The sequence below is a fragment of the Pseudomonas sp. MH9.3 genome, assembly GCF_034354675.1.
GTDB lineage: Bacteria > Pseudomonadota > Gammaproteobacteria > Pseudomonadales > Pseudomonadaceae > Aquipseudomonas.
The window spans coordinates 4,238,490-4,264,286 of sequence record NZ_CP133785.1 but is presented as its reverse complement, the minus strand read 5'-3'; the positions used below and the strand labels follow the sequence as shown (position 1 = coordinate 4,264,286).

Sequence of the window (25,797 nt, the reverse complement as noted above, 5' to 3'; positions counted from 1 at the left end):
GTAGGTCACGCACGCTAGCATTACGGCCCTGTGCGATATAGACGGAATAAGGGCATGCAAGCGTGGGAATTTTCCGATGCCGATGCCGATGCCGATGCGGTGCTGGGCTTGTTTGGTTGTGTACATATCCATTGCTTCGGTAACGGCTGCTTGGGGTTCCGCTCTTACAGCGGCTCACTTTTGAAAAGCGCAAAAGTAAGCAAAACGCTCTTGCCCCACCACTCGGCACCTCGCCTAGGCTCGGTGTGCCCGCACGCAGGCTTGAATCCGTGGGCCGCCGCAATGGGCCATCCCTGGCCCAGTGCAGCTAACCCGGCGTCCTGCCGGGTTACCCACGGATTCAAGCCTGCGTGCGGCCAGCGTGGTTAACGGGGCGCCTGAGATCAAGATCAAAAACAAAGCAGATCAAAAGCAAAGCAAAAGCAGTGTGATACCCATCAAACAAATGGGGACCAAAATGTGGGCATCAGGCTCGCTCGACCAGCCGCCGGCTGGCAAAACTGAACGTCAACACCACAAAAATCAACACCCCCGTCGCCACCTGCTGCCAATAAAAATTCCAGCCAATCAACAACAACCCATTGGCAATCACGTTGATAAACAGCACCCCCAGCAACGTCCCACACACATTCGCCCGGCCCTGTCGACTCAACGTCGTGCCCATAAACACCGCCCCAATCGCATTCAGCAAAAACGCATTCCCCGACAACGGCACATACGCGCTCACCGTCGCCGCGAGTAACACCCCGGCTACCCCGCACGCCAAGGCCGTAGCCAGCGCCACCACGGTCACGATCCGTCGCACCGACAACCCCGAGTAATACGCCAGCAACGGCTGCGAGCCCTGCGCCAGCAATTCCCGCCCCAGGCGCCCTCGCGCCAGTAAAAGACCGTAAAACAACGCCAATCCCAGCACGATCAGCAACGGCGTGAGTCCCGCCACCCCCGGTTTCAATCCCTGGGCTATGTAGATCGGCTGCCCTCCGTCCGAGAGCAGTTGCTGCGCACTGGTGCCGATAAACAAGGTGCCGAGGGTGGCCAGGAACGGGCTGATGCGCAGCCCGCCAATCAGCACAGCATTCACCAGCCCCACCAGTAATGCCGCGGCCAATGCGCCCGCAGTCGCCACGGCCCAGCCATGCCCGCCGTTGAGCAGCACCACACAGCTGAAACTGGCGAAGTCCAGCGCCGTTCCCACCGACAGGTCGATGCCGCCCGCCGCCACTGCGTAGGTCATGCCGATGGACACAATCGCCAGCAGCACAAAATTGTTCAGCACCAGGCTTTTGAGGTTGCCGGCGCTGAGGAACCCCGGCGCCTGCACGGCAAACACCAGCACAATCACCACGAACACCAGCGGCAAGGTCAATGGCAACAAGGCACGCAACTTCATGGACGGCTCCCTCGACTCAACGCGCTGGACGCGGCCACCACCAGCAGGATCAACACTCCCTGCACGCCGTTGACCCAGAAACTCGATACGTTGAGCAGTTGAAAACCATTGATCAGAAAGCCGATCAACAACGCCGCGAACAGCGTGCCGGGGATACTTGCCACCAGCCGCCGCGAAAACACCACGCCCAGAAACGCAATCGCCACCACCGACAGCAGCATGTCGCCGGACCCGGTGGTGCTGCCGCTGAAAAACGCCGCCGAACACAACGCAGCAACAGCGGCGCACAGCCCCGCCAGCAGATAACTCGACAACATATAGCGCGCATTGCGCAGCCCCGCGGCCTCGGCGGCCTGCGGGTATTCGCCCACTGCATGCAAACGCAGCCCGTAGGGCGAGTGCTGGATCAGCAAGGTCAGCAGCCCCGCTGTCACCAGCAATACCCAGGCCAGCGCCGGCACCCCCAGCCAGGCGCCGCCGCTGAGCAGGTCCAGCAGCGGCGAGTCGGTAGACACCACGGTATTTTCGGTCAGCACCAGCTCGAGTCCGGCCAGCACATTCATGCTCGCCAGGGTCGCCAGCAGCGGCGGCAGGCGCAATAGCACCACCGCCAGGCCATTGACCAGGCCGACCACAACGCCGCACGCCAGGGTCAGCGACACCGTCAGCAAAAGCTCCAGCCCGGCGTTGTTGAGGCGGCTGAACACCGCCGCACACAGCCCCAGGTTGGCCGCCAATGACAGGTCCAGCCCACCGGCGAGCACATTCGAGCCGCCGCCGATGATCACGCAGGTCAGCCCGAACGCCAGCACGCCGAGGATCGCCGACTGACTGAACACATTGGCCAGATTGCCCACCGAGAGAAAATTCGGCGCGGCCACGGCAAACCCCAGCAGGATCGCCAGGAACACGCCGACCGAACCGCGTCGCAGCAGCGCCTCAAGCATGCTCCACCTCCCGCGTCCGCAACGCTGCGGCGGGCACCGCCCCGGTGGCACACGCCAGCAACCGATCGCTATCGGCCTCGCCGGCACGAAACTCACCGGCGATTTCACCGCGATGCAGTACCAGAATGCGGTCGCTGATGCCCAGCAGTTCGGGTAAATCCGATGACAGCACCAGCACCGCCGCGCCCTCCTGCACCAGGCGCCCGATCAAGCGATAGATCTCGACCTTGGCGCCCACGTCCACCCCCACGCACGGCTCGTCGAGCAGGTACACGGCCGAGCGGCGGCTCAGCCATTTGCCCAGTGCAACCTTCTGCTGGTTGCCCCCACTGAGCTGGCTGACCGCCGCGTGAGGCCCCGGCGCCTTGATCGCCAGCTCATCGATCAGCCGCGCCGTTTCCGCCTGCTCCCTGGCGCGGCTCAACAGGCCCCAGCGACTGAACCTGCCCAGCCCGGCCAGCGTCAGGTTTTCCAGCACCGACAATACCGGCGCAATGCCCTGGCTGCGCCGCTCTTCCGGCACCAGCGCGATCCCGGCGGCAATCGCCTGGCCCGGTGAACGCAGGCGCAGCAGGCGACCTTGCAGATGAATACTGCCGCTGTCGGCCTGCTCGATGCCAAACAGCGTCTTGAACAATTCCTTGGCCCCGGACCCTACCAACCCGGTGAGGCCGACGATTTCTCCGCGCCGCACCTGCAGGTCGATGTGACGATAACGCCGCGCCAGGCTCAGCGACTTCACCTGCAGCAACGGCTCGCCCACTGCCACACGGGTTTTGGGGTACATCTCCTGCACCTCCCGATTGACCATCAGCCGCGCGATCTCGGCACTCGAGGTATGCCGAGGCTCGACCACCGCCACATCGCGCCCATTGCGCAGCACCGTGACCTCATCGCACAGGCTGTCGATTTCCTGCAGGTAATGGGAGATGTACAGAATCGACAGCCCCTGATCGCGTAAACGCCTGACGATGTGCAACAGTTGGTCGACCTCGCGCTTGACCAGCGCCACGCTGGGCTCGTCGAACACCAGAATCTTCGGCTGGCGAATCAGCGCACGGGTGATCTGCAACACCTGACGCTCGGCGCTGTTCAGCTCGCTCACCAAGGCGCCAGCCGGCAATTGCAGGTCGAAATAGTCCGCCAGCAAACGCTGCGCCTCTCGGTGCTGGCGGCGCCGATCCACAAACGGCCCACGGCGCAGCTCATGCCCGAAAAACAGCGCCTCGCCCACAGTGAAACTGGCCGGCAAGAGCCGCTCCTGATGGATGAACTGCACGCCCAGCGCGTCCACCTGACGCGGTGACAGCCTGTCGTACGACTGCCCGTCGATGCTCACCTGCCCTGCGTCGGCGGTGTGGATACCGGCCAGGATCTTGATCAGGGTCGACTTGCCCGCGCCGTTCTCGCCTACCAGCCCGTGGACCGTACCGCGCTCGACCTTGAGGCTCGCGCCATCCAGCGCCAGGGTGGCGCCAAAGCGTTTGTGCATCTGCTGCAGGTGTAGGGCCGGCATCAGTCACCTCGCAACTGTTGGACCTGCGGCAGGTTTGCGGCGGTGGTCAGCAGCGTCGCCACATGGGTTTCCCTGGGCAAGTCACGCTGCCCGGCGAGGTAGCGCGCCACGTTCTGCACGGCGGTCTTGCCGATCAGCGCCGGCTGCTGCGCCACCACCGCGCCCACTGGCGAATGGTCCTGGCCGAGCAGCGCCAGCACTTCCGGCGTCCCGTCGACGCCGTAGGTCTTGATCTCGGTGCGCCCGGCGTCGATCAATGCCTTGCTGGCGCCCAGCTGCGGAATATCCCACGCCGACCAGATCGCCGAGAGGCTGCCCTTGGGGTATTTGTTGAGCAGCGCAGACACTTGGGAATAGGCGTCCTGCACGGTGTTGGGAATCACATCGCGCAACTCGGGCTGGATGATTTCCAGCTGTGGATAATCCTTGAGTGCCAGCTTCAACTGGTCATAACGAATCGCGCACACCGGCACGCCGTAGAAGCCGTTGAACACCAGAATTTTGCCCTTGCCGCCGGCGTCCTTGATCAACTGATCGGCCAGGGCTTTGCCGGTGGCGACGTTATCGGAGGTGGTGTTGTTGAGGCTGTACTGCGACGGCGCATCAATGGTGAACAGCGGGATGCCGGCCTTGCTGATGCGCTTGAGCCAGGGGTCGATCACGCTGAGGGTGCCCAGGGTCTGGATCACCGCATCGGGCTTCTGGGTGACCACGGTTTGCAGCTGGGTCACCAGGTTCCTGTCATTGCGCCCGGCGTCCAGGGTGATCGGCGTACCGCCCAGGCGCTTGATCTCATCGACCTGTGCCTGGAATGCCTTGATATCGAAATAATGACTGGTGCCGGTCATGCTCACGGCGATGCGCTTGCCGGCAAGCGACGGCACCTCATCATCGGCGTGAGCCGTGCACACCTGGCCCAGCAACAGCGCAGCGCCAAGGCAGATCAAACGGGAAAGCGAGGAAAGGCTGGTGGGCATACAGGGCTCCGCTGAGGCGACCGGTGAATGGGTTCACCGATTGGCATTGCAGAGTGCGTGCCAGGATTTTTATCTATTTAAATCAATGAAATAAAGGAAAAAAGCAAACGCCGACTGTTCTTGCGCAACACCAACTGCCCCATTGCTGTTGCCCAGGCAACATATACATGGATCCATCTGACATGAATCATTCCAGTCAAGGAGCCTGCGACAAATCTTCGACTTGGTGCTGCCGCGCAGCAAACCGCAGCCTCTGTGGCGAGCGGGCTGGTCCCGCGTTGGGGTGCGAAGCGCCCCCAATCGAGCAAAACGCGGTGTACCTGATACGGCTCAGCGCCTGGCTTTGGGGCTGCTGCGCAGCCCAACGCAGGACAAGCCTGCTCGCCACAGGGAATCTGCGCTTAACTGAACGGCATTAGGGCAAGCCCGTTCGCCACAGGAATGTGCTTGCCTGGAACTTCAGGCTTTAAATTACACGTTGTCTTTGTGCTTAATAAAAAGGGGCCTCGCTCCCGATAGCGGCGGGCAGTCAACTCAGGTACCGACTGACACATCCTCATCGGGAGCAAGCCACCTCTCACCCTGGATCTCATGCGACCGTGCGAGTGGGTAAGCGCTGATCAATCAGTTGATGCAAGGCACTTTCCGCCGGCCAGTTGCGCATGAACCGCGCGCGGTCCCTGGCAAACGCCGGCGCAAAGCTGGCATCGGAGGCGTGTTGGCACATCGCATCCAGGTCGATCAGCGACCACCGATCCCCGGCCCAGAACAGGTTGTGGCCTTTGAAATCCCCATGGCTGATGCGCTCGCGGATCAGTTCGGCAAACAGTTGGTCCAGCGCCTGCAACTCGGCTTCGGGGGCGTCGCCCTTTTCCACGTAAGGCGCAAAGCGCTCGATGATGTCCGGGCCTGGCAGGTACTCCGTCACAAGATACGCTCGGCTGCGCAGCCAGAAAAAGCGTTTTTCCAATACCGCCAACGGCTTGGGCGTGGCGATGCCGAGGAATGCCAGGCGGTTGCCCTCGCGCCAGGAATGCCAGGCGCGGCTCGGGCGCCAGAAGCGCTTGAGCCAATGGGCGAAGCCCTTGATGTTGTAGCGCTTGATCACCAGCGGCCGGCCGGCCACTTCGACCCTGGCCACGCTGGCCGCGCCGCCGGTCTTGTACAGGTGGCCCCCGTCCAGCAGTGCATCGGCCTGCTCCAACACGGGCAACATTGCCGCTTCTTCTTCGCGACGAATCGCGCGCAAGCCAAAGGCGCCGCGTTGCACGCTGAACAGCGTGCACTCGCGGCCCACTTTGCCGAGGAAGTCCTTCAGGCGCCAGGCGCTGACCTTGCGCACCTGTTTTTCCAGCGCCTGCAGCGGCAATGCGTGCTCGCCGTTGCTCAGCAGGTAATACACCAGCAATTCTTCGGTAAACGGCTCGAGGTTCTTCGGCAGTTGGGCAAAAAACACCCCGAGATTCTCCAGCACGCGGTTGCGCGACAGCGGCTTGCCCGCCTCTTCAACCCGCACACCGGCACCGTCGATCAGGTACAACGTGTCACCCTGGCGCAGCAGGTTGTCCAAGTGCAGGTCTTGCTGCCACACGCCTTTGGCGTGCATCTGCGCAATCGCGCCCAGGGCTTGGGCCAGCACCGCCGTCTGCTCGTCGGCCAACGGCGGCAAGCCTTCGACCGCGCGCCAGGCGTCGGCCAGGCTTTGGGCGCCCTCGATAAATTCGAACAACAGCCAGCCGCCCTCGCCTTCCTGCAAGCCATCGGCGAGCAGCAGCGGCGTGGTCAGCCCTTGTTCGGCCAGCAGGCGCACACCGCTCAACTCACGCTGAAAGTGCCGCGCGGCTTTGCTGCCCACCAGCAACTTGGCCAGCACCGGGCGCCCGCGCCAGACCGCCGCGCCCACGTAGCGCTCGCCCGGCAACACGCGTAACAGGCTCAGCAGTTGCAACTGGCCGGTGCCGGCCGCATCCGCCAGTTCGATGGTCAGCGGCAGGCTTGGGCGGCGCCCGGCCTGTTTGAGTTCGGACAAACGCATCAGCGGTTCTCCTTGTGGCTGCGCCGTGCAGTGAGGCGCTGGTACCAGGTGTCGACCAGCGCGCTGTCCTGCGGCTGCTCGAGATACGCCGCCAGCAGTTGCCGCACCTGGGCCTGCGACCATTGCGGCGCGCGGCGCAACAGCGGTTCCAGATCCTTGACCCGGTCACGCCAGCCGAACAGCAACGGCCGGGTTTTCTCCAGGTCGATCAACTGCGCGGCGTAGCCGTCGCCGGTCGCCTGCAAAAAAATATGCTTGGGGTAAAAGCAGCCGTGTACCTGGCCCACGCTGTGCAGCTGACGCGCCAGCCGGCCGCAGGCCAGCAGGATCGCGTGGTGCTGGGCGTCGCTCAGTGACGACCATTGCTCCAGCAACGAATCCAGGTCGTTCCAGCCGTCCAGCGCGCGGGTCAGCAGCATCGCACGGCGTTCGCCCGCGACCTTGCGCTCACCAAAAAACGCCGCTTGCAGTGCCGGAATGCCCAGCGTTCGATAGCGGCTGATATTGCGAAACTCGCGGGCAAAGCTCGGCTCGCCCAGCGGGCTGTGCAGAGTGCGCGTCAGGTAATTGCTCTGGCGCTTGAGGTAGTAACCGTGGCCGTCGAGCTCCAGACGAAACACGCTGCTCCAGCCGCCACGGCTGGTGTTCGGCTCATCCACCGCGTCCAATTGCTTGGCCCACAGGGCGTCGAAAGTGGCCAGGCCATTACGCTCAAGCAGAGCGCGGTCCTCGGCCGCCAGGAAGTCACTCATTCGCGTCCCTCGAAAAACTTCACCACGTGGCGAATCCGCAGTTTGTCCGACACCGTCAGGTGCGTGCGTTGGCGATATTGCATGTAAAAGCGCAGGCGTTGGGTGGCCGACAGGTGATACTTGGCCACTTTGTCCAGGCATGCCAGGTCCTTGGTGATGCGGTACTTGAGCCAGAAGCCGCGCCAGAAATCACCATTGGGGCAGTCGATCAGGTACAGCGTGGCCTGGTCGTCCACCAGCAGGTTGCGCCACTTCAAATCGTTATGGGTAAACCGGTGCTCGTGCATCGTCCGCGTGTATTCGGCGAGCTGGCGGCTGACCGCATTGACCCAGCGGGGGTCCTTGAGGCGCGCGTCCTTGTGCTCGGCCAGCGCCGACAGGTCTTCGGTCCTGGGCAGCTCACGGGTGATCATCGCCCCACGGTCGTAGGCCAGGCCGTTACGCTCCAGGCCCCAGGCAACCACGTCGGCGGTGGGAATGCCCCACTTGGCGAAACGCTTGAGGTTCTGCCACTCGGACTTCACCCGGGGCTTGCCCAGGTAGCGACGCAAGCCCTTACCGGCACCCACGTAGCGCTTGACGTAGTAATTGACCCCACCGCGCTCCACACGGATCACTTCCGACAGCGGGTCGCGGGTCAGCCGTTCGCCCTGCAAGTCGAACACCGCCTCCAGGCTGCCGAAGTCCTCCGCGAGGTTGGCGTACGCAGGTTCCAGGTTCCAACCCGCCATCAGAGCGCATCCCCGTAGCGCTGCTTGCGGGCATACAACTTGTCGGCCTTGCCCTGCAGCCACTGCAGCAGGGCGCTTTCTTCGGCCAGGATGCGGCGCAGCGGCTGCTGGAAGTAGCCCTTGAGGAAGCGCAATTTGTCGCGGCGGGTAAGGCCGATGTCCAGCGCCGAGAAGTACAGCGCGGCCAGGTCCTTGTTGCGCCAGCGATGGCTGATTCTGGCGCGGGTCTGCGCGCGGTGCAGGTCGATAACCGACAGCTTGAAATGCTCGGCGGTCACCGGCGTGTCGGTGTGCAGCAGGAAGTGGCAGATGTAGCAATCGCGATGGTTGACGCCGCCGCGATGCATCATGCCGGTCATGCGCGCCACTTCGGCGATCAGTGCGCGCTTCAGACGCGGCTCGGGCGGCTGCCTGACCCAGTCGATGCTGAAATCTTCAAGGCTGATGGTCGGCGCCAGTTCCTCGGTGATGATGAACGAGTGCTGGTCGGCAGGGTTGCTGCCACGCTCGCCGTAGGCGATGGCGGTCATGGTTGGCACGCCGACTTCCTGCAGGCGCTGGATCGCCAGCCACTCCTGGCCCGCGCCGAGCACCGGCAGCTTGACGGTGACAAGGTTCTTGACGATCTCGCCCCAGCCGATGCCCCGGTGAATCTTCACGAAATAACCACGCCCCGCGACCTCGGTGCGCAGCGTGCGACGAGCTTCGAGTTCGCGGTACACCTCGCCCTCCAGACGCTCCACTTCGGCGAACGCATCGCGCCCGGCCCAGAGGGTCTTGAACGGTTCGGCAAGCATCAACTTCATGGTTTTGGCTCCGCCAGAATCACATCCGCCGCGTGCTGCGGCATGCTGTAGAGGTCGGCCGTCTCGGCGTAGGCCAGCCCATTGCGGCCCCAGGCCGCGCGCTGTGCAGAGTCGGTCAACATGCGAGCCAGGTACGCGTTGAGCTGGATTTGTTCAAACGGCTCATCGAGCACCAGGCCGCTGTCGGCCTCGGCAATGTAATGGGCGTAGCCACACACCGCCGACACCAGCACCGGCAGACCGGCCACCAGTGCCTCGAGCAATACGGTACCGGTGTTTTCGTTGTACGCCGGGTGGATCAACAGGTCGGCGCCCAGCAGGAAACGCGGGATATCGCTGCGCCCCTTGAGAAACTGCACATTGTCGCCCAGGCCCAGGGTGGCGCTCTGCAATTGGAATACTTTGGGGTCGTCCTGGCCGATTACAAACAGGCGCGTGCGTTTTTTCAGTTCGGCGGGCAATGCGGCCACAGCCTTGAGGCTGCGGTCGACACCCTTGGTCTTGAAGCCCGAACCAATCTGCACCAGCAGCAGGTCGTCATCGCCGAGGTTGAATTCCCGGCGAAACCCCTCGCGAATCTCGGCCGCGTTCGGCGGTGCCCGGCGGTCCTGGGCAATGCCCGGCGGCAGCAGGTGGAAACGCTCAAGCGGGGTGTCGTAGTGCTTGATGAACAGTGGCTGCTGAACTTCGGAGATCATCAGCACTTCGGTCCTGGCGTCCCTGGCGAACACGGCGCGCTCATAGTCGGCAAAGTGCTTGTAGCGCCCGAAATAGCGGTACAGCGAATGACGCAGGTTTTGCGCCTTGTCTTCAAAGCAGCCGTCGGCGGCGTAGTACACGTCCAGGCCGGGCATCTTGTTGAAGCCGATCAAGCGGTCCACCGGACGTTTGGCCAGGTCGGCTTCCATCCAGGCGCTGAGCTTTTCATTGCGCCGATGGTTGAGGAACGCCTTGACCGGCGCCACCAGCACTTCGAAGCCCGGCGGGATATCGCCCTCCCAGATCAGCGTGTAGACCCGAATCCGATGGCCGCGCTGCTGGCACTCCAGGGCGATGCGCATGAAGTCGCGCTGCAGGCCACCGAAAGGGAAATATTTGTACAGAACAAATGCCAGTTGCATCAGTGCAGCTCCTCAGCCAGTAACAACGTGCTCAGTCGGCTTGCCACACGCTCAGGGTTCAGGCGCGTGAAGCACAGGGGCGACTCGCGCTGGAGGTCGAACCGACGCAGGTCGTCGGCCGTCGGTTGATAGGTACAGTGTTTTTGCAGGCAGGGCGCGCACGGCCAGTCGCTGGCCAGGTGAATCTGGCCCTTGCCGTAGGCACCGGTCAGGCCCGGGTTGGTGGGCCCGAACAGGGAAATGGTCGGCACATCCAGCGCGGCGGCGAGGTGACCGAGGCCGGTGTCGACCGCCACGCACGCGCGGGCGCCGGCCAATACGCGGGCGACGCCGGCCAGGTTGAGTTTGGGCAGCACCTGGGCATTGCTCAAGCCTAGGGCCAGGCGTTCGGCGCGGGCCTTTTCGTCGGCATTGCCCCACGGCAGCTTAACGTCGACGCCGAGGCGCCCCATGCGCTCGGCCAGCTCGCGCCAATAGGCTTCGGGCCAGTGCTTGGTGTCCCAGGTGGTGCCGTGCAGCAGCAGCACAAAGGGCTTTTCCGGCGGCAGGCCAAGCAGTTTTTCCACACTCAGGCCGTAATCGCCCAGGCCTTTGGGCAGGTCATAGCCCAGGGCCACGGCGAACAGCTGGCGCAGCCGCTCCACCGCATGCTGCCCACGGGCCACGGCCAGGCGCCGCGAATAGAAACGCGCCGCCATGGGTTCGCGGGCCGAGCTTTTGTCGAACCCGGCTACGGGCGCACGCACGTAGCGGGTCAGCCAGGCGCTTTTGAGCAGGCCCTGGGCGTCGATCACCAGATCGTATTTGGTCGACTGGATGCTCTGCTTGAAACGCCGCCACTCGCCACTCTTGATGGTTTGCCAAATATTCTTGCGCCAGCGGCGAATAGCCACCGCAATCACCTTGTCGACCGCCGGGTGCCAGGTGGGGATTTCGGCAAAGCCTTCTTCCACCACCCAATCGAACCGGATGCCGGGGATGGCCCGCGCCGCATCGGTGAGTGCCGGCAACGCATGGATCACGTCGCCCAGGGATGAGGTCTTGATCACCAGTACCCGCAACTCAGTGAACCTCGACCGTGTCGCCCTGCAACCGCTGCAACGCATCGGTCACCGGCTGCGGCAGCAATTGGCGCAGGCAATTGTAGTGGCCGAACCGGCAGGTGCGCTCAAAACACGGGCTGCACTCCAGCCCCAGGCGCACCACTTCGACCTGGTCGGCCAACGGCGGCGTAAAGCCCGGCGAGGTAGAGCCGTACACCGCCACCAGCGGACGGTTCAGCGCGGCGGCCACGTGCATCAGGCCGGAATCGTTGGACACCACCGAATCGGCGCAGGAGAGCAGGTCGATCGCCTCGGCCAGCGAGGTCTCGCCACTCAGGTTCACCGCTTCTTCACGCAGGCCGGGAATCAGGCGCTGGCGAATGTCTTCGCCTACCGAATGATCGTTTTTCGAACCGAACAGCCACACCTGCCAGCCTTCGCGAATCTTCGTTTCGGCGACCTTGGCGTAATGCTCCGACGGCCAGCGCTTGGACTCGCCAAACTCCGCGCCTGGGCACAGCGCCAGCACCGGCCGATCCAACTGCAGGCCAAACTTGCTCAGCGCGGCATCGCGGGTCAACGGGTCGATTTGCAGGCTCGGCCGTGGATACCGCGTGGGCAGCTCGGCACCCGGCGCATAGGCCAGGGCCATGAAGCGCTCGATCATCAGCGGGTAGCGCGCCTTGTCGAGGGTGCGCACGTCGTTGAGCAGCACGTAGCGAAACTCGCCGCGCCAGCCGGTGCGCTTGGGGATGCCGGCAAAATAGGGCACCAGCGCCGACTTGAGCGAGTTGGGCAGCAGGATCGCCTGGTCGTACTGGCCGGCCAGCGACTTGCCGATGCGCCGGCGCGTCGCAAGCTCAAGCGCGCCGTGGCCAAGCGGGAAGCTCAAGGCCTGGCGCACTTCGGGCATACGCTCAAGGATCGGCCGGCTCCACTCGGGGGCGAGCACGTCGATCTGGCAGTCTGGATGGCGCTGGCGCAGGCACTGGAACAGTGTCTGTGCCATCACCATGTCACCGACCCAACTGGGCCCAACGATCAGAATATTCATGTAGTTTCCACAAACGATGCGGGGAGGCTTATGCCTCCCCGCATCGACAATTACCCTAGGTTGCGGTAGCCACGGAACCGCTTTGTGTGGGAGCGGGCTTGCTCGCGAAAGCATCACCGCTGTCCGCCAGACAGATCGCAGCGCCTGCTTCGCGAGCAAGCCCGCTCCCACGTAAAGCCGGTTTCCACATTAAATTGGCATCGCTCAATTAATCGAGTATCAGCTTAAACCCAGCTCACGCCAGATTCGCATCACCTGCCGCCGCTCGTCGGCAAACTGCTCCCCGCTCACGGTGCCGGCCTCGTTCTGCAAGGCCTGGCGATGTGCCGCAGAACGGTAGGCCTTGTACACCTCGCGCAGCAAATGGGCATCGGCGGCGGGCATCAGCCCGACCTGCTCCAGGCCCTCCAGAATGCGGATATTGTCGGTAAAGCGCAGCAACGCAGGATGTTGCGCAGACCACGCCAAAGCCGCGTATTGCACCATAAATTCAATATCGACGATACCTCCGGCGTCCTGCTTGAGGTCGAACACGGCCGTGGCCTCGAAGGCATTGGCAGCGGTCCCGGCTGTCGTGGCCCTGGTGCCCAGGTTGTCACGCATCTTGGCGCGCATCTCACTGACCTCCTGGCGCAGCTTCGCCAGGTCGCGTTCACGCCCCAGCACCTTGGCCCGGACCTGCTCGAATGCCTGCCCCACATCCTGGCTGCCCACCAGCACGCGCGCGCGGATCAGGGCCTGATGCTCCCAGGTCCATGCTTCATTTTGTTGATAGCGGTCGAATGCCCCCAGCGAACTGACCAATAGCCCGGACGCGCCGGAAGGTCGCAGGCGCATGTCCACTTCGTACAGTTGGCCGGAGTTGGTCTGGGTGGTCAGCAGGTGAATGATGCGCTGGCCCAGGCGGGTAAAGAACTGCGCGCCGTCAATCGGCTTGGCGCCGTCGGTTTCGGCATGGGGGTCGCCATCGTGGATAAACACCAGGTCCAGGTCCGAGCCATGGCCCAGTTCGATACCGCCGACCTTGCCGTACCCGACGATGATGAACCCCGGATTGCACAGGCTGCCGTCCAGCCGCTGCGGCGAGCCGTGGCGCGCGACGGTCTGGCGCCAGGCCAGGGCCAGCACTTGTTCGAGAATGGCTTCGGCGAGCCAGGTGAGGTAGTCGCTGACTTTCATTAACGGCAGGCTGCCGACGATTTCCGAGGCAGCCACACGCAGGCGGTGAGCCAGTTTGAAGTGGCGCAGGGCTTCCATCTGCTGTTCGAGGTCGTCCTCGGGGATACGCGTGAGGCGCTCGCGCAGCTCGGCGGCCAATTCCGGCGCCAATGGCGGTTTAAACAGGCGGCCTTCGTTGAGCAATTCATCCAGCAGCAGCGGGAAGCGCGTGATTTGCTCGGCGATCCACGGGCTGGCGGCGCACAGGGTCAGCAGGCGGCGCAGGGCGTCGGGGTTTTCGGTGAGCAGCACCAGGTAGGCCGAACGGCGGGCGACGGCCTCCACCAGCGGCAATACCCGCTCCATCACCAGGTCCGGGTTGGCGTGCTCCACGGCCTGCGCCAGCAGGCGCGGAATAAACGCATCCAGGCGCTCACGCCCCAGACGCTGCATGGCCCGCAATTGCGGGCTGCTGCGCAGGCCGGCCAGGGCCTTGAGCGCCTTGGGCGCATCGGTGAAACCGCCTTCGGCCAGTTGGCGGCAGGCCGCGTCGTCATCCTGGGACTCTTCCCACAATGGCAGCCACTCACCGCCCACGACCAACTCGCTTTCTTCACCCTCCTCCTCATCCGGATCGGCAATCACCTGGCGGAAGTGCCAGTCTACGCGGCCACGCCAGTGCATCAGGCGCTCATGGAACGCCGTCCAGTCGGCAAACCCGAGCATAAAGGCAATGCGCGCCTGGTCTTCCGGGCTGTCGGGGAGCATCTGCGTCTGGCGGTCGGCAATCGCCTGGATCGCGTGTTCGGTGTAGCGCAGGAATTCGTAACCATTGCGCAACTCGGCGATTACCGCCGACGGCAGGTAGCCCTGGCCTTCGAGGGTGCCCAGCACGTTGAGCAGCGGCCGTTGTTGCAGGCTCAGGTCGCGGCCACCGTGGATGAGCTGGAACGCCTGGGCGATAAATTCCACTTCGCGAATGCCGCCCGAGCCCAGTTTGATGTTTTCGGCCATGCCCTTGCGCCGCACTTCCTGCTGGATCAACTGCTTCATGGTGCGCAGCGCTTCGATGGCCGAAAAATCCAGGTAACGGCGGTAGACGAACGGTCGCAGCATATCCAGCAGCACCGTGCCGGCCACCTGATCGCCCGCCACCACCCGCGCCTTGATCATCGCGTAGCGTTCCCAGTCGCGGCCCTGATCCTGGTAATACTGCTCCAGCGCGTTGAAGCTGAGCACCAGCGCGCCGGCAGAACCATAGGGGCGCAGGCGCATGTCGACGCGAAAGACAAAACCATCGACGGTCATCGGGTCCAGCGCCTTGATCAACTTCTGACCCAGGCGAATGAAAAATTCCTGATTGTCCAGGGAGCGCTTCACCCCCACCGTCTCGCCGCCTTCGGGGTAGGCGAAGATCAGGTCGATATCCGACGAAAGGTTGAGCTCCACCGCACCGAGCTTGCCCATGCCGAGGATGACCATGTGCTGGGCTTCGCCGCTGCGCCGACCGGTGGGCGTGCCGAACTGCACGCAGTGGCGCTGGTACAGCCATTGATAGGCCTGGTCGATGCAGGCGTCGGCCATGTCGGAGAGGTCGCGGCAGGTTTGCACCAGGTCGGCCTGGCGGGTCAGGTCGCGCCAGATGATGCGCACTTGCTGGCGCGTGCGCTGGCGCCGCAGGAGACGACCCAGTTCATCTTCCGTTTGCGCCTGTTGCACGGCACCGGCGATCTGGCTGCACAGCTCGCCCGGTGCAAAGCCGCGATCCAGCTCGCCCCAGGCCACCAGCTCAAGCAACATCAAAGGGTCACGAACGCTTTGTTCAATGACAAAATCACTGGCGGCGCATACACGGGTAAACTCTGCCCACCGTTGCGGCGTCCACGCACACAGTCCATTATCGTCGTCCAGCGCGGCCACGGCGTCACGAAATGACTGCTCGGCCCGCTGGGCAAATGGCAAGAGAATGGCAGGCAGTTCGGCCAGCGTTGGAAGGCTCATGGTCTATCCTTGATCGGCGTGTAAATGGCCTGTAGAGGTGAACGCGAGAACCGCGCTCGGTGAAGAACTGTCGAACAAAAGTTAGAAATAGCTGAAATTAAATTAATCTTGGCAGGTAACATCAAACTTGAACCTTTTCTTGTTCGCAAAAGATCAACATTAACGATTATGCTCACCAGCCAGACCGAGCCATACGCTCGGTCTTGTGTAGTTTTACTACTCGTATATACATTCGAAAGGCTGAAATGGCCGACGATTTGTAGTAAAACTACAGGACGCCGAAGCAACCTTCGGCCATCCAAGAATTTATGTCGTCTGCCCACAAGGCCAGTCGCAAACTTCAGGCAACCGATTCTGGTAGCCTTTCCGCCCTGGAGCAAGCCATGCAAGACCTCGATCCCGTCGAAACCCAGGAATGGCTGGACGCCCTGGAATCGGTTCTCGACAAAGAAGGCGAAGACCGTGCTCATTACCTGATGACCCGTATGGGCGAACTCGCGACCCGCAGCGGCTCGCAGTTGCCTTACGCCATCACCACGCCATACCGCAACACCATCCCCGTTACCCACGAAGCACGCATGCCTGGCGACCTGTTCATGGAACGCCGCATTCGCTCGCTGGTACGCTGGAACGCCATGGCGATGGTAATGCGCACGAACTTGAAAGATTCGGACCTGGGCGGTCACATCTCCAGCTTCGCTTCCAGCGCAACCCTTTATGACATCGGCTTCAACTACTTCTTCCAGGCCCCGACCGACGAACACGGCGGCGACCTGATCTACTTCCAGGGCCACACCTCCCCAGGCGTTTACGCCCGTGCGTTCATGGAAGGCCGCATCAGTGAAGAACAAATGAACAACTTCCGCCAGGAAGTCGACGGTCAGGGCCTCTCGTCCTACCCGCACCCTTGGCTGATGCCCGATTTCTGGCAGTTCCCAACCGTTTCCATGGGGCTGGGCCCGATCCAGGCGATCTACCAGGCACGCTTCATGAAGTACCTGGAAGCCCGTGGTTTCATCCCGGAAGGCAAGCAGAAAGTCTGGTGCTTCCTGGGCGACGGCGAGTGCGACGAGCCGGAATCCCTGGGCGCCATCTCCCTGGCCGGCCGCGAGAAGCTCGACAACCTGATCTTCGTCATCAACTGCAACCTGCAGCGCCTCGACGGCCCGGTTCGCGGCAACGCCAAGATCATCCAGGAACTCGAAGGCGTGTTCCGTGGCGCTCATTGGAACGTGACCAAAGTCATCTGGGGCCGTTTCTGGGACCCACTGCTGGCCAAGGACGTCGACGGTATCCTGCAACGTCGCATGGACGAAGTCATCGACGGCGAGTACCAGAACTACAAGGCCAAAGACGGCGCGTTCGTGCGTGAACATTTCTTCAACACGCCTGAGCTCAAGGCGATGGTTGCCGACCTGTCCGACGACGAGATCTGGAAACTCAACCGTGGCGGCCACGACCCGTACAAGGTCTACGCGGCGTACCACCAGGCGGTCAACCACAAAGAGCAGCCGACCGTTATCCTGGCCAAGACCATCAAGGGTTATGGCACCGGTGCCGGCGAAGCGAAGAACACCGCGCACAACACCAAGAAAGTCGACGTCGACAGCCTGAAGCTGTTCCGTGATCGCTTCGACATTCCGGTCAAAGACGAAGAGCTGGAAAACCTGCCGTTCTTCAAGCCAGAGCCAAACAGCGCCGAAGCCCGCTACCTCAGCGAGCGTCGCACCGCACTGGGCGGTTTCGTACCGCAGCGCCGCGCCAAGTCGTTCGATATTCCTACGCCTCCACTCGATACCCTCAAGGCGATCCTGGACGGTTCGGGCGACCGGGAAATTTCCACTACCATGGCCTTCGTGCGCATCCTCGCGCAACTGGTCAAGGACAAGGAAATCGGTTCGCGTATCGTGCCGATCATCCCGGACGAAGCGCGTACCTTCGGTATGGAAGGCATGTTCCGTCAGTTGGGCATCTACTCCTCGGTCGGCCAGCTCTACGAGCCAGTCGATAAAGACCAAGTGATGTTCTACAAGGAAGACAAGAAAGGCCAGATCCTCGAAGAAGGCATCAACGAAGCGGGCGCCATGAGCTCCTTCATCGCTGCCGGCACCTCGTACTCCAGCCACAACCAGCCAATGCTGCCGTTCTACATCTTCTACTCGATGTTCGGCTTCCAGCGTATCGGCGACCTGGCGTGGGCAGCGGGCGACAGCCGTACCCGTGGCTTCCTGATCGGCGGCACCGCCGGCCGCACCACGCTGAACGGCGAAGGCCTGCAACACGAAGACGGTCACAGCCACATCCTCGCGGCCACCATCCCGAACTGCCGCACCTTTGATCCAACCTACGGCTACGAGCTGGCGGTGATCATCCAGGACGGCATGAAGAAGATGACCGAGCAGCAGCAGGACGTTTTCTACTACATCACCGTGATGAACGAGTCCTACCAACAGCCAGCCATGCCGGCCGGTGTCGAGGAAGGCATCATCAAGGGCATGTACCTGCTCGAAGAAGACACCAAGGAAGCAGCGCACCACGTGCAACTGATGGGCTCCGGCACCATCCTGCGCGAAGTGCGTGAAGCGGCGAAGATCCTGCGTGACGAATTCAACGTCGGCGCCGACGTGTGGAGCGTTACCAGCTTCAACGAACTGCGTCGCGACGGCCTGGCCGTGGAGCGCAACAACCGCCTGCACCCAGGCCAGAAGCCGCAACTGAGCTATGTCGAAGAATGCCTGAACGGCCGTAAAGGTCCGGTCATTGCCTCCACCGACTATATGAAGCTGTTTGCTGAACAGATTCGCCAGTGGGTCCCGTCCAAGGAATTCAAAGTCCTGGGCACCGACGGTTTCGGCCGCAGTGACAGCCGCAAGAAGCTGCGTCACTTCTTCGAAGTTGACCGTCACTTCGTGGTGTTGGCAGCCCTGGAAGCCTTGGCTGACCGTGGTGAGATCGAACCCAAGGTGGTGGCTGACGCCATCGTCAAGTTCGGGATCAACCCGGAAAAACGCAACCCACTGGACTGCTGAGGAGATTTTTTGTGAGCGAACTCATTCGCGTACCTGACATCGGCAGCGGTGAAGGTGAAGTAATCGAGCTGTTTGTGAAGGTCGGCGACACCGTCGAAGCCGACCAGAGCATCCTGACCCTCGAGTCGGACAAGGCGAGCATGGAAATCCCTGCTCCCAAGGCCGGTGTGGTCAAGAGCCTGAAAGTGAAGCTGGGCGATCGCCTGAAAGAAGGCGACGAACTGCTGGAGCTGGAAGTCGAAGGTGCTGCCGATGCAGCCCCTGCCGCCAAGGCTGAATCGGCCGCCGCCCCCGCGCCGGCCGCGGAAAAACCTGCCGCTGCCGAGGCCCCTGCGGCCCCGGCTGCTGCACCCGCAGAAGCCACGGTCCAGGACATTCACGTCCCGGACATCGGTTCGTCGGGCAAGGCCAAGATCATCGAGCTGCTGGTCAAGGTGGGCGACACCGTCGAAGCCGACCAGTCGCTGATCACCCTGGAGTCCGACAAGGCCTCCATGGAAATCCCGTCGCCGGCTGCCGGCGTAGTGGAAAGCATCGCGGTCAAGCTGGAAGACGAAGTCGGCACTGGCGACTTCATCCTCAAGCTGAAAGTACAAGGCGCTGCACCGGCTGCCGCTCCAGCACCCGCCGCCGCTCCGGCTGCTGCAAAGGCTGAAGCTGCTCCGGCCGCTGCCGCCCCGGCACCGGCTGCAAAAGCCGAGGCCGCACCGGCCCCGGCTGCTGCCGCACCTGCGCCAAGCGGTGCCAAGGTTCACGCCGGCCCTGCGGTTCGCCAACTGGCCCGTGAATTCGGTGTCGAGCTGAACGCTGTGTCGGCCACTGGCCCGCATGGTCGCGTGCTGAAGGAAGACGTGCAGGTTTACGTCAAATCCATGATGCAGAAGGCCAAGGAAGCTCCGGCTGCCGGCGCTGCCACCGGTGGTTCGGGCATTCCGCCGATCCCGGTCGTGGATTTCAGCCGCTTCGGCGAGACCGAAGAAGTGCCGATGACTCGCCTGATGCAAATCGGCGCGTCGAGCCTGCACCGCAGCTGGCTGAACATCCCGCACGTGACCCAGTTCGACCAGGCCGATATCACCGACCTCGAAGCTTTCCGCGTTGCGCAGAAAGCCGTGGCCGAGAAGGCCGGCGTCAAGCTGACCGTGCTGCCACTGCTGCTCAAGGCGTGCGCGCACCTGCTCAAGGAGCTGCCGGACTTCAACAGTTCGCTGGCGCCAAGCGGCAAGGCGATCATTCGCAAGAAGTATGTGAACGTCGGTTTTGCGGTTGATACCCCGGACGGCCTGCTGGTGCCTGTGATCAAGAACGTTGATCAGAAGAGCCTGCTGCAACTGGCTGCCGAAGCGGCTGCACTGGCTGCCAAGGCCCGTGACAAGAAGCTCACCGCCGACGACATGCAAGGCGCCTGCTTCACCATTTCCAGCCTCGGTCACATTGGCGGCACTGGCTTCACGCCAATCGTCAACGCGCCGGAAGTGGCGATCCTGGGTGTATCCAAGGCGACTATCCAGCCAGTGTGGGACGGTAAAGCGTTCCAGCCGAAACTGATGCTGCCGCTGTCGCTGTCCTACGATCACCGCGTGATCAATGGTGCCGCGGCTGCGCGCTTCACCCAGCGTCTGAGCCAGTTGCTGAACGACATCCGCACCATCCTGCTGTAAGCATCACCCGGCCTCTCCCTCATCGGGGAGGCCGGGTTGCACCGATTTTCGAGCGCCACGCTCGTACCTCAACCCCGCCACATGGCGGGGCTTTTTTTGCGCGTACGCCGCACAGGCAATGGCTTTGCAAACAGGTTTGTACACCTTTGATCAACCCGACTGCAGAAATCCCCCAGCCGGCCGATAACAGCCTTATAGCACTTAGCCTTCATCCTCTCTTGTCAGCCTGTGCTGCATGATGCAACCTTGCCACAAGCAACAGTCAAGAGGGCGTGAGCCCGGCGCCAAGTGCGTTATTTCAAGTGAGCTTCCCCATGAAAAGCCAGCCCGATGCCGCCCGTATGGCGGCCGAGGTAGTGACGCAATTACCCGTGCCTTCGCGCCTGGGTATGCTGCGTTTCGAGCGGCTGAATGAGGCAAGCTGGGCCCTGCTGTACCTGGACCCCAATTGCGAACGCCAATTCGGCCTGTCGGCGGTGGAACTGTGTGCCCTGCTCGGCACGCCCTACGCCAGCCTGATGGAGCCACAGGCGCGCTATCAACTGCACGATGCCATCCAGCAACAGCTGAGCCAGAGCCCTCACTACCTGGTGCGCTATACCCTGCACACCAACGACGGCCCGCTGAATCTGCTGGAAATGGGCGAGGCCTACAAACAGCACAACCGCCACCTGCTGCGCGGCTACCTGATGGTCGTGGACGGCCTGTTCAACGAGCTGCCCTCCACCGCCCCGACTGTCGACCTGGAAAGCCAGAACAGCCGCCTGCAGATCGCCCTGGAACTCAACCAGCGCGCGCAACAGGAACAGCTGCAACATCTTGAGCGGGTGCGCGCACAGCAGGAGCTGATCCTGCTGCTGGCCCGTCAGCGCTACACCACCCCCAATTCGCTGCAGGAAGCCGCCGAGCTGATCACCCGCAGCGCCTGCGATATCTACCAGATCGATTTCGCCAGTATCTGGAACCTCGAAGGCCAGCGCCTGGTGCCGATCTCGGCGTACAACCATGCCGAAGGGCGCCACCACCTGCCCGATCCGATTGACGCCAGCGGCTTCCCCGACTACCTGGAGGCCCTGCATACCAGTCGCGCCATCGACGCCAACAACGCCATGCGCGACCCGCGCACCCGGGAAATGGCCGAGACCCTGCGCGCCAATGACACCTACGCCATGCTCGACGCGAGCATTCGCGTGGACGGCCAGGTGGTGGGCGTGCTGTGCCTGGAACAGGGCGGCAGCCCGCGCGCCTGGCAGTCCGATGAAATCGCGTTTGCCGGCGAGCTGGCGGACCAGTTCGCCCAGGTCATCAACAACCACAACCGGCGCACCGCCACCAGCGCACTGCACCTGTTCCAGCGTGCGGTGGAGCAAAGCGCGAATGCCTTCCTGCTGGTCAATTGCGACGGCGTGGTGGAGTACGTCAACCCCAGTTTTACCGCGATCACCCAGTACAGCACCGAAGAGGTCCACGGCCACCGCCTGGCGCAGTTGCCGGCCCTGGAAAACCTCAGTGAGCTGCTGTTCGACGCGCCCTCGGCCCTGGCCAAGAGCAACAGCTGGCAGGGCGAGTTCAAGAGCCGGCGCAAGAACCTGGAACCCTACTGGGGCCAGCTGTCGATTTCCAAGGTGTACGGCGACAACCGTGAGCTGACCCATTACATCGGCATCTACGAAGACATCACCCAGACCAAGCTGGCCCAGCAGCGTATCGAGCGCCTGGCGTACACCGACAACCTGACCAACCTGGGCAACCGTCCGGCGTTCATCCGCAACCTCGATGAGCGCTTTGCCCGAGACAGCGACAGCCCGATCAGCCTGCTGCTGGTGGACATCGACAACTTCAAGCGCATCAACGACAGCCTCGGCCACCAGACCGGCGACAAGCTGCTGATCAGCCTCGCCCGGCGCCTGCGCAACAGCCTGAGCAGCAGCGGCAGCCTGGCGCGCTTTGCCAGTAACGAATTTGCGGTGCTGCTCGACGACACCGACCTCGAGAGCGGCCAGCAGGTCGCCAGCCAACTGCTGGCCACGCTCGACAAGCCGATGTTCGTCGACAACCAATTGATCAGCGTCACTGGCTCCGTGGGCCTGGCCTGCGCGCCGTTGCATGGCCGCGACCCGCAGACGCTGATGCGCAACGCAGGCCTGGCCTTGCACAAGGCCAAGGCCAACGGCAAACATCAGGTACAGGTGTTCACCGAGGCGTTGAATGCCGAGGCCAGCTACAAGCTGTTCGTGGAAAACAACCTGCGCCGCGCGCTGACGCAAAACGAGCTGGACGTGTTTTATCAGCCCAAGCTGTGCCTGCGCAGCGGCCGCCTGCTGGGCATGGAAGCGCTGCTGCGCTGGAACCACCCGGAAAAAGGCATGATCCGCCCCGACCAGTTCATCAGCGTGGCCGAAGAAACCGGTTTGATCATCCCTATCGGCAAATGGATCGCGCGCCAGGCCTGCCGCATGAGCAAGCGACTGAGCGCCGCCGGCATGGGCAACCTGCAGGTGGCAATCAACCTGTCGCCCAAGCAGTTCTCCGACCCGGACCTGGTGGCCTCCATCGCCAGCATCCTCAAGGAAGAAGAACTGCCGGCCAATCTGCTGGAGCTGGAACTCACCGAAGGCCTGCTGCTGGAGGCCACCGAAGACACGCGCCAGCAACTGGACCAGTTGAAAAGCTTCGGCCTGACCCTGGCCATGGACGACTTCGGCACCGGTTATTCGTCGCTGAGCTACCTGAAAAAATTCCCCATCGACATCATCAAGATCGACCGCAGCTTTATCCATGAAATCCCGGACAACCAGGACGACATGGAAATCACCTCGGCCGTGATCGCCATGGCCCACAACCTGAAACTCAAGGTGGTGGCCGAAGGCATCGAGACCGCCGAGCAGTTGGCGTTCCTGCGCCGGCATCGTTGCGATGTGGGGCAGGGCTACCTGTTCGACCGGCCGATCCCGGGCTCCGAGCTGCTCGAAAAGCTCAAGCGCTACCCACGCGGGCCAATCGCCTGACAGCGCTGTAACACTCGGGCACACTGGCGGTCCGATTCTTACCCAACTCAATCTGACTGAGAGGACTGATCATGGTCTTGCGCTCGGAAATTCTGGTGAACAAAAACGTGCTGCCGACTCAAGAACAAGCATTGCCTGGCCGTGAAACGCCAATGACCCTGCCGGAAACGCACTTCGTCAACGGCAACCCGCTGCTGGGCCCGTTCGTCGACGACGTTGGTTTTGCAATCTTCGGCCTCGGTTGTTTCTGGGGCGCCGAGCGCAAGTTCTGGGAACGCGACGGCGTGGTCAGCACCGTGGTGGGTTACGCCGGCGGCTACACGCCCAACCCGACCTACGAAGAAGTGTGCTCGGGCCTCACCGGCCACAGCGAAGTGGTGCTGGTGGTGTATGACCAGGCCAAAGTGAGCTACGAAGATTTGCTGAAGATGTTCTGGGAATTGCACAACCCAACCCAGGGCATGCGCCAGGGCAACGACATCGGCACCCAGTATCGCTCGGTCATCTACGCCACCACACCGGAACAACTGGCGGCGGCGCACGCCAGTGCGCAGGCGTATCAGCAGGAACTGACCAAGGCCGGGCTGGGCGAGATCACCACGGAAATTGCAGAGGCGCCGACGGTGTATTTCGCCGAGACGTATCACCAGCAGTACCTGGCGAAGAATCCGCAGGGCTATTGCGGCATCGGCGGCACTGGCGTGACTTGCCCGATCTAAGACGTGCGCAACTCAAATGTGGGAGCGGGCTTGCCCGCGAGTGCGGTGTATCAGTCGACCTATCCGTTAACTGACACCCTGCTTTCGCGAGCAAGCCCGCGCTTATCAAACACAAAATAACTTTTCGATTTAAAAACTGAAATTTCAGGAAGCCACAGTCCTGTGGCGAGCAGGCTTGTCCTGTGGCGAGCAGGCTTGTCCTGCGTTGGGCTGCGCAGCAGCCCCAAAACCATGCTCCGGGCAGTGTCATGTACACCGCATTTCCCTTGACCGGGGGCGCTGCGCGCGCCAACGCGGGGCAAGCTCTAATGCCGTTCAGTTAAGCCAACGTGATGCTCGAAGCAACGAGCGGTGCGATTTTTCGGTGTACCTATCCGTTTCTGCGGTAACGACGACTTAGGGTTCCGCCCTTACGGCGGCTCACTTTTGAAAAGCGCAAAAGTAAGCAAAACGCTCTTGCCCCAACACTCGGCACCTCGCCTGGGCTCGGTGTGCCCTCACGCAGGCTTTGGAGCGTGGGCCGCCGCGATGGGCCATCCTTGGCCCAGCGCGGCTAACCCGGCGTCCTGCCGGGTTACCCACGCTCCAAAACCTGCGTTCGGCCAGCGTGTTTGACGGGGCGCTCCAGATCAAAAGCAAAAGCAAAAGCGTGGCGGCCTGAGAGCCGACCGAAATGGTCTGCCGAACGCTGTACAAAATGTGGGAGGGGGCTTGCTCCCGATGGCGTCGGCCCAGCAAACATTGACGTTGACTGACCCACCGCTTTCGCGGGCAAGTCGAAGCGTCGCACCGCCGCTCCCACAAGGGAGCTGCGCTTAACTGACTGGCATTAGGGCAAGCCCGCTTGCCACAGAGCCTCCAGTTTGCTGCGCGACAGCGCTAAGTCGAAGACTGGGCAGAGCCGCACATTTGGTTTGGTGCCTGGCTTGAGCGCCAATTATTCAGCGATGAGCCAATCCATCTGCCAGCCACCCTGGGTCTGGCCGAGCTTTTTGGACAGCCACGGCAGCAGCTCACGCAACTCCTCTTCCAAACCCCACGGCGGGTTGGCAATCGCCAGGCCCGAGCCGGTCAGGGTGTTGGGCGTGTCCAGCGGATGCACCAGCAATTCCACGCGCAGCAACTTCGGCGCGCCGGTGCCGGCCAGGTCCTGATAGAAGCGGCGCAACATGCGCTGATCCTTCACCGGGTACCAGATCGCCGCGACCGTCTGGCGCATGCGACCGATTGCTTCCTTGAGGGATGCGGCGCAACGCTGCATTTCATCGAGCTGTTCAAACGGCGGATCGATCAGCATCAACGCACGTTTTTCCGGTACCGGCAGCAGGGCACGCGGCACATGCCAGCCTTCGCCCAGGTGCACTTTGACCCGGCGATCGCCCTTCATGTTGTCCTTGAGCATCACGCCGTCTTCCGGGTGTTTTTCGTTGAGCAATACGCGGTCCTGCGGACGTGTGAGGCGGCGAGCCAGCTCGGGAGAGCCCGGGTAGTAGCGCAACTGGCCATCGGGGTTCATCTCATGCAGCACGCGCATGTAGTCGGCGGTCAGTGGCGGCAGGTCGCTGGCGCCCCACAAGCGGGCGATGCCTTCGAGGTACTCACCCGTGCGGTTGGCCTGATCACCTTGCAGGTCGTACAGGCCGATGCCGGCATGGGTGTCGAGGTAGGCGAACGGCTGCTCCTTGCGCGACATCAGGGCGATGAGGCGGGTCAGAGTCAGGTGTTTGAAGACATCGGCGTGGTTGCCGGCGTGAAAGGCGTGACGATAATTCATGGTTGCTCCTGCGCAGGGGGCGAAGTTTACCTTCTGCGCGGGCAAAGGTGCAGGGCCGTGTGCCGGGCGGTG

17 protein-coding genes are annotated in these 25,797 nt (G+C 62.6%); 4 read left to right on the top strand and 13 right to left on the bottom strand.

What is annotated here, in order from left to right:
• Nucleotides 1-466 precede the first annotated feature (466 nt).
• The 12 genes from RHM60_RS18900 to glnE form a co-directional block, all read right to left on the bottom strand.
• Nucleotides 467-1,393, bottom strand: a complete 927-nt coding sequence (locus tag RHM60_RS18900; protein ID WP_209987786.1) for an ABC transporter permease — start codon at nt 1,391-1,393, stop codon at nt 467-469.
• On the bottom strand, nt 1,390-2,340 hold the full coding sequence (locus RHM60_RS18895) for an ABC transporter permease (protein WP_322212476.1): 951 nt from the start codon (nt 2,338-2,340) through the stop codon (nt 1,390-1,392). The genes RHM60_RS18900 and RHM60_RS18895 overlap by 4 nt, the downstream gene beginning before the upstream one ends.
• Nucleotides 2,333-3,856, bottom strand: a complete 1,524-nt coding sequence (locus RHM60_RS18890) for a sugar ABC transporter ATP-binding protein (RefSeq protein WP_322212475.1) — start codon at nt 3,854-3,856, stop codon at nt 2,333-2,335. The genes RHM60_RS18895 and RHM60_RS18890 overlap by 8 nt, the downstream gene beginning before the upstream one ends.
• Nucleotides 3,856-4,833 carry a sugar ABC transporter substrate-binding protein gene (locus RHM60_RS18885; RefSeq protein WP_209987775.1) on the bottom strand — a complete coding sequence of 326 codons (978 nt, stop codon included), beginning with the start codon at nt 4,831-4,833 and terminating at the stop codon, nt 3,856-3,858. Before RHM60_RS18885 ends, RHM60_RS18890 begins: the two co-directional genes overlap by 1 nt.
• 589 nt (nt 4,834-5,422) lie before the next feature.
• Nucleotides 5,423-6,868 (bottom strand): lipopolysaccharide kinase InaA family protein, encoded by a 1,446-nt coding sequence (locus RHM60_RS18880; RefSeq protein WP_209987773.1) that lies wholly within the window; start codon nt 6,866-6,868, stop codon nt 5,423-5,425.
• Complete coding sequence (locus tag RHM60_RS18875) at nt 6,868-7,620, bottom strand: lipopolysaccharide kinase InaA family protein (protein ID WP_231422361.1); 753 nt, start codon at nt 7,618-7,620, stop codon at nt 6,868-6,870. Before RHM60_RS18875 ends, RHM60_RS18880 begins: the two co-directional genes overlap by 1 nt.
• Nucleotides 7,617-8,351, bottom strand: coding sequence for a lipopolysaccharide kinase InaA family protein (locus RHM60_RS18870; protein ID WP_209987765.1), 735 nt, complete (start codon nt 8,349-8,351; stop codon nt 7,617-7,619). The genes RHM60_RS18875 and RHM60_RS18870 overlap by 4 nt, the downstream gene beginning before the upstream one ends.
• Entirely contained in the window at nt 8,351-9,157 is an 807-nt protein-coding gene (rfaP, locus tag RHM60_RS18865; protein WP_322212474.1) for a lipopolysaccharide core heptose(I) kinase RfaP, read from the bottom strand. The genes RHM60_RS18870 and rfaP overlap by 1 nt, the downstream gene beginning before the upstream one ends.
• Complete coding sequence (locus RHM60_RS18860; protein WP_209987759.1) at nt 9,154-10,278, bottom strand: glycosyltransferase family 4 protein; 1,125 nt, start codon at nt 10,276-10,278, stop codon at nt 9,154-9,156. Before RHM60_RS18860 ends, rfaP begins: the two co-directional genes overlap by 4 nt.
• A complete protein-coding gene (waaC, locus tag RHM60_RS18855) occupies nt 10,278-11,339 on the bottom strand; it encodes a lipopolysaccharide heptosyltransferase I (RefSeq protein ID WP_322212472.1) in 1,062 nt (353 codons plus the stop codon). Before waaC ends, RHM60_RS18860 begins: the two co-directional genes overlap by 1 nt.
• Before the next feature lies 1 nt (nt 11,340).
• On the bottom strand, nt 11,341-12,375 hold the full coding sequence (gene waaF / locus RHM60_RS18850) for a lipopolysaccharide heptosyltransferase II (RefSeq protein ID WP_209987752.1): 1,035 nt from the start codon (nt 12,373-12,375) through the stop codon (nt 11,341-11,343).
• A gap of 219 nt (nt 12,376-12,594) precedes the next feature.
• Nucleotides 12,595-15,534: a bifunctional [glutamate--ammonia ligase]-adenylyl-L-tyrosine phosphorylase/[glutamate--ammonia-ligase] adenylyltransferase gene (gene glnE / locus RHM60_RS18845; protein WP_209987749.1), complete on the bottom strand. Its 2,940-nt coding sequence runs from the start codon at nt 15,532-15,534 to the stop codon at nt 12,595-12,597.
• Nucleotides 15,535-15,917: 383 nt separating this feature from the next.
• Between glnE and aceE the strand changes: the two genes are divergently transcribed.
• The 4 genes from aceE (at nt 15,918) to msrA (ending at nt 23,951) form a co-directional block, all read left to right on the top strand.
• On the top strand, nt 15,918-18,563 hold the full coding sequence (gene aceE, locus RHM60_RS18840) for a pyruvate dehydrogenase (acetyl-transferring), homodimeric type (protein ID WP_209987747.1): 2,646 nt from the start codon (nt 15,918-15,920) through the stop codon (nt 18,561-18,563).
• An 11-nt stretch (nt 18,564-18,574) separates the two neighbouring features.
• Nucleotides 18,575-20,224, top strand: a complete 1,650-nt coding sequence (aceF, locus tag RHM60_RS18835; protein WP_231422357.1) for a dihydrolipoyllysine-residue acetyltransferase — start codon at nt 18,575-18,577, stop codon at nt 20,222-20,224.
• A gap of 314 nt (nt 20,225-20,538) precedes the next feature.
• Complete coding sequence (locus RHM60_RS18830) at nt 20,539-23,232, top strand: putative bifunctional diguanylate cyclase/phosphodiesterase (RefSeq protein WP_231422356.1); 2,694 nt, start codon at nt 20,539-20,541, stop codon at nt 23,230-23,232.
• A 71-nt stretch (nt 23,233-23,303) separates the two neighbouring features.
• On the top strand, nt 23,304-23,951 hold the full coding sequence (gene msrA, locus RHM60_RS18825; protein WP_322212469.1) for a peptide-methionine (S)-S-oxide reductase MsrA: 648 nt from the start codon (nt 23,304-23,306) through the stop codon (nt 23,949-23,951).
• A 937-nt stretch (nt 23,952-24,888) separates the two neighbouring features.
• On the opposite strand, the gene RHM60_RS18820 is transcribed toward msrA, so the two are convergent.
• Nucleotides 24,889-25,725: a 23S rRNA (adenine(2030)-N(6))-methyltransferase RlmJ gene (locus tag RHM60_RS18820; protein WP_322212468.1), complete on the bottom strand. Its 837-nt coding sequence runs from the start codon at nt 25,723-25,725 to the stop codon at nt 24,889-24,891.
• Nucleotides 25,726-25,797 lie beyond the last annotated feature (72 nt).

What these genes read in the sequence shown, in the direction of transcription:
- RHM60_RS18900 (WP_209987786.1), bottom strand. Translation starts at nt 1,393, where the DNA reads ATGAAGTTGCGTGCCTTGTTGCCATTGACCTTGCCGCTGGTGTTCGTG.
- RHM60_RS18895 (WP_322212476.1), bottom strand. Translation starts at nt 2,340, where the DNA reads ATGCTTGAGGCGCTGCTGCGACGCGGTTCGGTCGGCGTGTTCCTGGCG.
- RHM60_RS18890 (WP_322212475.1), bottom strand. Translation starts at nt 3,856, where the DNA reads ATGCCGGCCCTACACCTGCAGCAGATGCACAAACGCTTTGGCGCCACC.
- RHM60_RS18885 (WP_209987775.1), bottom strand. Translation starts at nt 4,833, where the DNA reads ATGCCCACCAGCCTTTCCTCGCTTTCCCGTTTGATCTGCCTTGGCGCT.
- RHM60_RS18880 (WP_209987773.1), bottom strand. Translation starts at nt 6,868, where the DNA reads ATGCGTTTGTCCGAACTCAAACAGGCCGGGCGCCGCCCAAGCCTGCCG.
- RHM60_RS18875 (WP_231422361.1), bottom strand. Translation starts at nt 7,620, where the DNA reads ATGAGTGACTTCCTGGCGGCCGAGGACCGCGCTCTGCTTGAGCGTAAT.
- RHM60_RS18870 (WP_209987765.1), bottom strand. Translation starts at nt 8,351, where the DNA reads ATGGCGGGTTGGAACCTGGAACCTGCGTACGCCAACCTCGCGGAGGAC.
- rfaP (WP_322212474.1), bottom strand. Translation starts at nt 9,157, where the DNA reads ATGAAGTTGATGCTTGCCGAACCGTTCAAGACCCTCTGGGCCGGGCGC.
- RHM60_RS18860 (WP_209987759.1), bottom strand. Translation starts at nt 10,278, where the DNA reads ATGCAACTGGCATTTGTTCTGTACAAATATTTCCCTTTCGGTGGCCTG.
- waaF (WP_209987752.1), bottom strand. Translation starts at nt 12,375, where the DNA reads ATGAATATTCTGATCGTTGGGCCCAGTTGGGTCGGTGACATGGTGATG.
- glnE (WP_209987749.1), bottom strand. Translation starts at nt 15,534, where the DNA reads ATGAGCCTTCCAACGCTGGCCGAACTGCCTGCCATTCTCTTGCCATTT.
- aceE (WP_209987747.1), top strand. Translation starts at nt 15,918, where the DNA reads ATGCAAGACCTCGATCCCGTCGAAACCCAGGAATGGCTGGACGCCCTG.
- RHM60_RS18830 (WP_231422356.1), top strand. Translation starts at nt 20,539, where the DNA reads ATGAAAAGCCAGCCCGATGCCGCCCGTATGGCGGCCGAGGTAGTGACG.
- msrA (WP_322212469.1), top strand. Translation starts at nt 23,304, where the DNA reads ATGGTCTTGCGCTCGGAAATTCTGGTGAACAAAAACGTGCTGCCGACT.
- RHM60_RS18820 (WP_322212468.1), bottom strand. Translation starts at nt 25,725, where the DNA reads ATGAATTATCGTCACGCCTTTCACGCCGGCAACCACGCCGATGTCTTC.